This is a genomic window from Thauera aromatica (assembly GCF_023093595.1).
GTDB lineage: Bacteria > Pseudomonadota > Gammaproteobacteria > Burkholderiales > Rhodocyclaceae > Thauera > Thauera aromatica_A.
The window spans coordinates 1-5,565 of sequence record NZ_JALLIK010000053.1 but is presented as its reverse complement, the minus strand read 5'-3'; the positions used below and the strand labels follow the sequence as shown (position 1 = coordinate 5,565).

At 54.4% G+C, this 5,565-nt stretch carries 3 protein-coding genes; all 3 read left to right on the top strand.

What is annotated here, in order from left to right; translation table 11 throughout:
* Positions 1 to 128 precede the first annotated feature (128 nt).
* Positions 129 to 263: a hypothetical protein gene (locus MXC99_RS16875; RefSeq protein WP_282100112.1), complete on the top strand. Its 135-nt coding sequence runs from the start codon at positions 129 to 131 to the stop codon at positions 261 to 263.
* Between the two features lie 454 nt (positions 264 to 717).
* A complete protein-coding gene (locus tag MXC99_RS00735) occupies positions 718 to 3,723 on the top strand; it encodes an SNF2-related protein (RefSeq protein WP_247723722.1) in 3,006 nt (1,001 codons plus the stop codon).
* A gap of 12 nt (positions 3,724 to 3,735) precedes the next feature.
* Positions 3,736 to 5,358 (top strand): hypothetical protein, encoded by a 1,623-nt coding sequence (locus MXC99_RS00730; protein WP_247723721.1) that lies wholly within the window; start codon positions 3,736 to 3,738, stop codon positions 5,356 to 5,358.
* Positions 5,359 to 5,565: the final 207 nt, after the last annotated feature.

Here is a 5,565-nt window from a genome sequence, read left to right as displayed (position 1 = left end):
GGAAAAGTCGGCTTGAATCGGCATGATCACGAGGCAAGCGGGCGCTTTTCAACGTCGATTTTTCCCAGGGGGCTGGAAACCGAAGGTGAACCCGAGATTTTCAACACCCTGTTAAGCTGGAGCCCAAGTTGCGCGCCGAGTTCATGGCCGAAACCGAGGCGGCCCATCGCCCGGCGTCGCAAGTGCTGCGCGAGCAAGTGCTGCGCGAACTGGCGCGACGGCCCGGATGGATGAGATTTTCAGTGATGCGGCTGCCCGGTTGACCCAGCACCCCATGCTGGGCAAGCCGGGAAAGGTTTCCGGCACCCGGAACGTGTCAATGACTTTGCGTCACCGTGCTTCATGAATTTACTGTGGAAACCGGGGTGTTCGAGTCGTCGGTTTGCTCCTTTGCGGGTGGATTGATCCAGACCGCAGTCGACAACAGTCGGCCATCAGATGCCGTTCTGTTCAAAATGTCATGTGGAAGTCGCGTGCTAGTGGCTATACTGTAGCGCCTATCAGCGCGGGCTCGTTCTATGAGCCTTCTTCGCTCAAAATGACCAAATGACTTAAGTACCTGTATATCACATCAATACGGCATAATGATATTGAAGAATAGCGGTGAGGGTGATTATGTGGCAGAAAGGAAGCGAGGTCAGGTTGGTATTGAACCCAGGGCGCACAGGTACGTGCACCGGAAATATCAGGAGGCGTGGGGCACGCCAATACGTCCAAGTGAAGTTTAGCGACGGCACGACCGATTTCGTTTCAGAAAATGAGCTGGAACTCGCCTCAGAAATCGATCTCGACGACCACTACACGCTGATACGCCAAGGCGCATATGGCAGGGCCTCTGATCTTCGTCGTAACCTAACCTACGTACACCTTGCGGGGCGGCTGGCGAATCTGGTGTACAGCATGGGGATCACGAATACCGATTTCTATCCCCACCAGTACAAACCTCTTCTCACCCTGCTGGAGTCTCCCACGAACGGAATCCTGATCGCCGATGAAGTCGGTCTTGGCAAGACCATCGAGGCTGGGCTCATCTGGACGGAATTTCGGGCACGATTTGACATGCGCCGTCTTCTCGTCATTTGCCCCGCAATGCTTCGGGAAAAATGGCGGGACGAACTCCTGCGCCGATTTGGCATCAACGCAACTATTCTCGATGCACAGGGATTGCTGGATGAACTGAGGAAACCTCGAGCCACGACCGGTGAAGGGCAAGCGTGGATTATCAGCTACCAATCCGTCCGTCCGCCAAAGGACTGGAAGACGATCAAGACCTCCGACGTGAAAAAGCCGACCGCTCGGAGACTACTCGCCGACTTACTCTATGAGAACGCGGACAACGAACCGTTCATCGATATGGTGATATTCGATGAAGCGCATTACATGCGGAACAGCGAAAGCGCCGCGTATACGCTCGGCGAGTTGATCCGGGATACGACCGACTATTTGGTCTTGCTTTCGGCAACGCCGATCAATCTAAAAAACGACGATCTCTTCAACCTGCTCAAGCTGACCGACCCGGAGCATTTTAGATACTCCCATGATTTCGCGCAGATGCTCGCGGCCAACCGCCCTCTGGTACAGGCTCGGGATCTGGCGTTAGATCCAGCGGGGAGTGCAGTAAAAATCGTCGATCGCCTCAAGGAAGCAGCGGAACAGCCCCTTCTGGCGCACTCACTCCAACTCCGTTCCTTGGTGAACGAGCCGCCTACGGACGAGCGTTTACAGGGGAAAGGCTACCGCGCCCAACTCGCGGAGTCTCTGGAACGCATCAATTTGATGGGCCACGCTGTGACGCGTACTAGAAAACGCGACGTTCACATGAAACGGCCGCAGCGAACCATCCAGCGGGAACGCGTACCGATGACTGACCTTGAGCGAGAGTTTTACCAGGCCGTCACAGAACTTACGCGCGAGTATGCTTGGCAACGAGACATCTCTGACGGTTTTCTACTCGCCACCCCGCAGCGTCAAGTTTGCAGTTGTCCAGCCGCGACTGCACGTGCATGGATGTCGGGTGACAACAGTTGGATTGAAGACATTGCCGATGAACTTGAACTCGAAGATGCCGAGCCAGATCTCTCGATCTCGTTGAAGAAATTTCTGCGGGCCAGGCTCCCACGCAAGATTACCGCAGAAGAACTGGAACGCAACGACTCGAAATTCGACCGATTGCGCCAGGTCTTGACTGCGTTTCTGAAGCAAAAACCGGAAGAGCAGGTTGTCCTGTTCACCACATTCCGGACCACCGCCTTGTATCTTGCGGATCGGCTAAATCAAGCTGGGATAGAGTCGATTTTGATCTGGGGAAATATGGCCCGGTCGAAGCAGGAGATCATCGATGACTTCCGGGAAGACAAGAAGGTAAAGGTTCTGGTCTCCACTGAAGTAGCAGCGGAAGGCGTCGACTTGCAGTTTTGCCACGTCCTCGTCAACTATGACCTGCCCTGGAATCCCATGCGCGTCGAACAGCGCATCGGTCGTATAGATCGCCTTGGGCAGGAATCGGATCTTCTTCATATCTGGAACCTCTATTTCAAAAACACCATCGACGATCGGATCATCGTCCGTCTGATGGACCGACTCAGGATTTTCGAGGAGGCTCTGGGAGAGCCTGAGCCTGTGGTTGGGTCTACGATCTCAAAGCTCGAAGCAGAACTTCTGACTCGCCCCCTCACGGTCGACGAGGAAAACCTGCGTATCGAACAAGCAGCACAGGCACTGGAGAACCTGCGCCAGGTCCAGAATCAACTGGAGCAGAGCGCCGCGCAAATGATTGCCCATGGCGGCTTGCTGTTGGAAAAGATCACTGCAGCCCAAGAGTTTTCGCGGCGCGTCACCGAGGCCGATCTGTTGGTATACGTGCACGACTTCCTGAATTCTCACGCGCCAGGCCATCGATTCGAACAACACCCCAACGATTCGTCGCTGGTCGACGTTCAACTCCCGCCCGGCGTGGCAGCGCAGTTCGACGATTTCCTGCGACGAAAACAACTTCTGGGGCAAACCCTCTTGGCCAACGGCAGCGTCCGTTCGTGTCGATTTCTGAACAAGGTGAGTTCACAAACAAACCGGGCCGTTGAAGTCGTCAATCAGTTTCATCCGCTTGTTCGGTTTGTCAGCGACACGCTTCGCGATGTCGGCGAGCACTTCTACCCCGTCGTTTCTATCCGCCTGGATCCGGCCGTTGCTGGAAATTTGCTTTCGCCTGGGGACTACGTTTTTTGTGTCAAGCGCTGGGGTTTTGAGGGCATTAAGTCTGAGGAACTCCTAACCGCCGCGGCGATGCGCGTGGGCGCGACCGGCCTCTTATCGGATGAAGACGCAGACTTGTTGGTCACACTCGCGCGGCTGCACGGGGAAGACTGGTTGGATGCCGCGTCGGCTGTAGATGGTGCTCACATTGAGGAAATCCTCGATGAACTCGAAGCCCGCCTTGACGAGTATTTTGGCGAGGTCCTCGAGCGTAAGAGAAATGAGAATAGCGACAGAACCCAATTCCAAATTTATTCTCTGAATCAACATATGGACCGCAAGCTTCCGGGGCTGGAGGAACAATTGCAGCGGTATTTGGCCCAGGGCAAGAGAGGGCCTGCCAACATGACACAAGGTAAAATTAATAAACTTAAAGCAAAATGTAAGACCCAAGACGAACGTATCAGGCTTCGCGGGCAAATAAATTCGACAAAGAATTTTGTTTGTGCTGGTGTTGTCAGGCTTGGCTGAGGATCTTCCAAAATGGGAAAAAAGCGCAAGAAGAAGCCGCGGAAAATACTGACTGTTGAACGCGATCCCAACTGGGGGATCGGGAAAATGCAGGTAACAAGGCGACCGAATGGGACGCTACACGTCACCTATGATGGGCATGCCAGCCCTCCAGCAGCAACCAGTGCGCGCACGTACCTCGTCGATCCTATCCGGCGCAATAACGCTAACCGTTTTCATGATTCACGAAAAGCGCCACCACTTCCCCGCGGAGAGGAAAGGCCGACAGGTACCCCTATTCGAATCGGCAAGCCAGTGGTTAGGTCATTTCGCTTGACCCTTCCAGATGACTTTAAAGAGCCAGACGATTGGATAGCTATTGGCGGTCAAACGATGCTATCGCGGGATGGAAAGAATTACGCCGTTTACATGGGCATTGATTTCGGCACCGCATACACGAAGGCTTCGATAGGTTTCGGCGGGGACATCTTCATCGTCGATTGGACAGGGGTAAGTGCGCGTAAAGAGAAATTCGTCTTGCCGGGTGAGTTTTCCGTTCTCTCGGATGGATCATGTACCTTGGGCCGGTCGCCCAGGGCGATCCGGGTAGCGTCGGACCTGAAACTGCCCTTTTTGGAAGGGCACGCATCGAAAACTGCCCTGATCGATGCGACGGTGTTCTTGGCTCTGGTCATGCGGTACATCCGGGCGTGGTGGTTTTATCGTCACGCGGGGCTCAGTCAGAATTGCTCTCTGGAATGGAACGTCAACCTCGGCTCTCCCTCGACGCCTTGGCAAGACAACGCGATTCGCGCCAAGTACGAGCGAGTAGCGAAGGCCGCGTGGATACTTAGTTTGGGTGACGCCTCCGTCAATGTCGATCGCACCGAGCAAGCACTTGAAGGGCTGATACATCCCTCGGACGGCAGCTTGGCGTCCGTTGAGATTGTGCCTGAGTTCGTTGCACAGATCGCCAGCTACACCCGAAGTCCGCAAAGGCAACCAGACCTTCACATGTTGATCGATATTGGTGCAGGTACCGTCGATGTAGTCACGTTCAATGTCCATCGAGAAGACCAGACCGGGGAAGATCGCTTTCCCATTTTCTGGGCCTCTGTCACCAACCTCGGCACCCACTATCTCATGTCGCGTCGCCTCCATGCGTGTTCGCAGGAAAGCGATGGATTTTGGGAAGACTCTTTTTCGGTACCAACGGCAGATGAGTTCAGTCAGGCGTCTGGAGTTCCCTTGCATGAGGTCAGGTGCGTAGACCATGCGCACACTGTAGATGTTGCGAACGCAGTCACTTCCGTCCTGCGCATCACAAGACAGAGGCGGTACAGACGATCGCCGAATTGGAACGTAGGAATTCGGGTATTTCTCGGTGGCGGAGGTTCGTCGTGCGAAACGTTTGAGCAAGTCATGCCGGTAGCGGCAAAACAGTCGGGAGTCCTGCTTCCACGAATCAGATTACCACTGCCGGAGCGCCTGAAGGCCCCGGATCTTCCCCGAGACCAGTTTCATCGCGTTTCTGTGGCCTTCGGCCTCGGCATGGACGCATTTAACCTGGGGCAGATCGTCTCAATGGCAGAAGTCCAAGATGACTCCTTAGTTGATCTGCCCCCGCGACCGAGCTTTAACTGGGATGATGGCTAAATGCTGTGGACGTGTCCCAGACTAGAGCGCAACTATTTTTCGATAATCGCAAGGGTGTTTTTTACGAAATACCCGACTATGAGCAAAACCAGGTTGAGACCATCTCGTTATACACAACTCTGCCCCACCAGAGCGCCGGCTGAAATAATCGTTGACCTTCAATGACTTACGCGAAGCGCTTGTAAACCTTGCAAAAAACGCGTCTAC